Raw genomic sequence first — 3,591 nt, forward strand, 5'->3', positions numbered from 1 at the left:
CTTTTGCATTAAAATTCCGATTGCGCCCGCTTTCGAGCATAATTAGAGGTATTTTTGCAGTTACGCGATGACAGGGATAGGGATAGCTTTAGGATCGCTTATACGCAAGCCATGCGCGTATCGCGAATGGAGTAAGTCTCCATAAGCCAAGAAGACGCGAAACCGTGAACCGCTTATAGGAACGTTATTTCATGAACTAACTACTAGTACATCACCTCATCCTAGTGCCCCGCAATGCATTTTTCCAATACCTTTTTCCCGTCGGGTGTATTGAACGCTGGGGACATAAGTGTCAGTGCCATATGAGGAAGCTCAGCCTTCAAGTATTCTCGTATTAAAGAGCTGCTTACTCGACCGTGTTCAATGGGAGTAAAATATACCGTATCGATACCAGAAACATTCCAGTTGAATTCTTGGATATTAACTTCATAATCAAGGTCAAGACCATTTCGTATCCCGCGATTAGTCTCCTCCCTTTGCAGGTCTACAAGGCGCAGGCCGCTCATGCAGGGCCTCCGTGCAGCTCGATGATGCTCCCTTGCGGCCTCGTCAGGATGAGCGGCTCGCCCTCGGCCGACAGCACGCCATCAAGCACGAGCCGGGCGCTCTGTCCCGGCGATAGCGTCGGGAGACGTATGACGGCTCGCCTGTCATCCGACCAATGGATCGTATACCGGGGTTGAGCTGCTTCCTCCGCCGAGCTGTAGTGCAGCCCGGAACGAACGGCCTCCGTCAACGATGCGCGCTGCAACGCTCGATTTGCCGTGACGATGACGGCTTCCGCATTTTCGTCCGTCACAACTCGCAGCGTCGGCTCCCCCTCTGCCAGCTCCGGCTCTAGCAATAATTGTAGCCAGGCCAAGGGCAGTGCCCAGGCGGTCGTCTCCTCCTGATCAGGCCGCGTCGCATAGAGCTTGACGCTGATGTCGTTCGCCGCAGTAGCGCTGAGATCATTGATTCTGTAAGTGAGGGCGTCCGACTGTCCGCTCAGGACTAGCTCGTAGAGGTCTCCGGACGGCTCCGGATCGTCGATATAAGCAGGTGCGGCCTCTTGCATGCCCCGCAGTAATCCTGAGATATGCGCGTCGTCCGTATGCTCGATGACCAGCGCTCCATCGCGGTCGAATATGTGGACGGCATATACCTGCTCAAGGAGCTGTATTGACTTCGGTAGGCTTAGGGCTTCACTGGGACGGTTGCAGCCTTGCAAGCCCACTAACAGGATGCACAGCAACCACAACATGCAACGCTTTTTCATGGCACACCTCCTGCTTAATGAGTCTGCGCCCGTTGACTTTCGCATCAATGGCTTGGCATGATAAAGAGAGGCTAATTCTGAATAGGAGGTATGACTTGATGATGGATCTCGCGCTCGCGCAGGACAAAAAATTTTGGGCCCGTTACGAATGGCGGCTGCAGGACGACTTCGCCTACCAGGAGCTGGAGGAGGAGCCGATCAGGCTGCCGGTAACGGATGAGGTCGACTTGGTGCTGGATACCGGCGAGGACTTCTCCTACATCTCGCTCATGATCGACGACGGAGACGAGGAGATGATCGAGATTGCCTGGGACGACGAGGCGCATTTCCACCCGTTCGTCCTCCGCATGGAAGAATGGCAGCGGCTGTCGCGACAAATCTCGTCCCGAGCTGGTGTCCCGGAATGGATACCCGCTCTGCTGCTCCAACGCTTCGTCGGCTACGACTCTCCCGGCGAGCTGGAAGCGATCCTCCGGCAGGGTATGGAGCTGCGTAGGCTGTCCGGGCTTTATACGGCTGACGAGCTCGCTGCATGGCCGGAGCATCCATTCCTCGCGCAGCCGTCCCTATGGGACAAGCTCGACCGCCGCTGGCGCGAACAGCCGCCCTACGGCTGGGTCTTCGAGGGCGAGGATGCCTATTCTCTGCGCATCGCAGGCAATCCCGACTTCCCCTTCGACGCTTGGAACCAGATGCTCGCCTCCCTGTCCGGCGACAAGGAGCAGCTGTAGCTAAGCGAGACACGCATATGCAGACATCAGAGCAGATCGCGGGTTACAACACGTTTACGTATTGGTGTCGGTCATCGCAGGCACATGCAGCTCCTTGACGCAGGCTGCGGGGGACAGGCTGACGATACACTTAACGATCGCCACCATATCCTGCAGCGGGATGCGCGTGCCATGGTATTCCGCCAGTGCCCGCTCGCTCCCTTCCGCATACGGAATCTCGGCAGCAAGCTCGCCGGGATTGATACAGGTGACAGCGATCCCGTCCGGCCGCACATGCTCGCGCAGCGCCTCGGCGATCCCGCGTATCGCGAACTTGGACGCCACGAAGCTCACCTGGGTGCTATTGGCGTTGGGCAAGCCGGCGGTAGAGCCGATCAGGATGATCTTGCCCGCCGCCGAGCGACGCAGATGCGGCAGCAGCCGCTGCAGGCCGAGGATCGCCGAGGTGATATTGACATGGATGAGTCGGCTGATGTCCTCCGGCTCGTCCAGGTCAAAGCTGTAATGGTCCTCGAACCCTTCCTTCTCCCAGATGCCCACGTTGTAGATGACGACATCGACCGCAGCGTCCCCCAGTCTGTCGGCGACGCGGCCGGGGGCAGCGGGATCGGCCAGATCCGCCTCGATCCAGATCCGTTCGATGCCATCCTGCAGGTCGATGCTGCCCGGCTTGCTGCGGGAGACAACCCATACCTTGTCTCCTGCCTCTGGCACGCCTCTCACGAAGGCGTCTCCCAGCCCTTTGCTCGCCCCGAATACCAGATAATGCTTCATCCGCTTGCCACTCCTTCGCTCGACCCCGCGAGGCCATTCCCTGTTGGTATTAGCTATTTAACTGACCATACCATATCCCCCTTGCCTTGAACAGCTATCGCCCCGTAGGTCGCAAATAGGAGAGCATCCTATGCCACAATTATGAAAGCGATTGCTAAAATGAGGTGAATAGGGACAAACCCTATACTTTGACGGGTTTTTCTAAGCTTACTTTTATGTTAATTTGTAGAAAAAGGAGGCGTTAATGGATGAAGAAAAAGCTAGGCCTATTACTGGTTATGATGCTCCTGAGCCTGACTGTGCTGCCTGTGGCGGCATTTGCCGGAGGGCTGGCGGTTGACTTCCGCCTATCCGCTTCGCAAAGCGGTTCTACGGTGACCTTCAATGTCGAGGCGCTCGATGAGTTCGGTCAGCCTGCGAGCAACGCCCCCCTCTACGCCAAGATGCGAGTCGGCATCCCGATCGGCAACGGCGATTGGCAGACACATTTCGTCGACATGACGCTCGTGTCCTCTAACCCGTCTACCGGACAGTATGTTTTTCAAGCTACACGACCGTACGGCTACACCGTCGGAACTGTAGAGGTTGCGTTCAGCAGCATGTATGTAGGCATGAACGTCTGGCTTACGCCCTAGATCACCCGTAGACGCCTCCTCACACCGAGCGTGAACAAGAAACTTTCGCTGGACTGCCAGCAGCGGCGCGATTCGGGTCCATAGCGAAAGAAACTTTCGCTGGAGCACCAGCAGCGGCGCGGTTCGGGCCTGTAGCGAAAGAATCTTTCGCTGGACCGCCGGCAACGGCGCATTTCGGGCCCATAGCGAAAGA

The 3,591-nt window shown here is 57.1% G+C and carries 5 protein-coding genes; 2 read left to right on the forward strand and 3 right to left on the reverse strand.

The window, feature by feature from the left end:
• Window positions 1-221 precede the first annotated feature (221 nt).
• Together PA598K_RS10435 and PA598K_RS10440 are read right to left on the reverse strand one after the other, a co-directional pair.
• On the reverse strand, window positions 222-506 hold the full coding sequence (locus PA598K_RS10435; protein WP_128656889.1) for a hypothetical protein: 285 nt from the start codon (window positions 504-506) through the stop codon (window positions 222-224).
• Window positions 503-1,057 carry a hypothetical protein gene (locus tag PA598K_RS10440; RefSeq protein WP_185601812.1) on the reverse strand — a complete coding sequence of 185 codons (555 nt, stop codon included), beginning with the start codon at window positions 1,055-1,057 and terminating at the stop codon, window positions 503-505. The genes PA598K_RS10435 and PA598K_RS10440 overlap by 4 nt, the downstream gene beginning before the upstream one ends.
• A 299-nt stretch (window positions 1,058-1,356) precedes the next feature.
• Here PA598K_RS10440 and PA598K_RS10445 point away from each other — a divergent pair, with 299 nt between their 5' ends.
• Window positions 1,357-1,989 (forward strand): hypothetical protein, encoded by a 633-nt coding sequence (locus tag PA598K_RS10445; RefSeq protein WP_128656891.1) that lies wholly within the window; start codon window positions 1,357-1,359, stop codon window positions 1,987-1,989.
• A 54-nt stretch (window positions 1,990-2,043) separates the two neighbouring features.
• Here PA598K_RS10445 and PA598K_RS10450 read toward each other — a convergent pair whose 3' ends face one another.
• A complete protein-coding gene (locus PA598K_RS10450) occupies window positions 2,044-2,763 on the reverse strand; it encodes an SDR family NAD(P)-dependent oxidoreductase (protein ID WP_128656892.1) in 720 nt (239 codons plus the stop codon).
• A 248-nt stretch (window positions 2,764-3,011) separates the two neighbouring features.
• On the opposite strand from PA598K_RS10450, the gene PA598K_RS10455 reads away from it, so the two are divergent.
• A complete protein-coding gene (locus PA598K_RS10455; protein WP_128656893.1) occupies window positions 3,012-3,398 on the forward strand; it encodes a hypothetical protein in 387 nt (128 codons plus the stop codon).
• Window positions 3,399-3,591: the final 193 nt, after the last annotated feature.

The organism is Paenibacillus sp. 598K (assembly GCF_003851045.1).
Taxonomy (GTDB): domain Bacteria; phylum Bacillota; class Bacilli; order Paenibacillales; family Paenibacillaceae; genus Paenibacillus_D.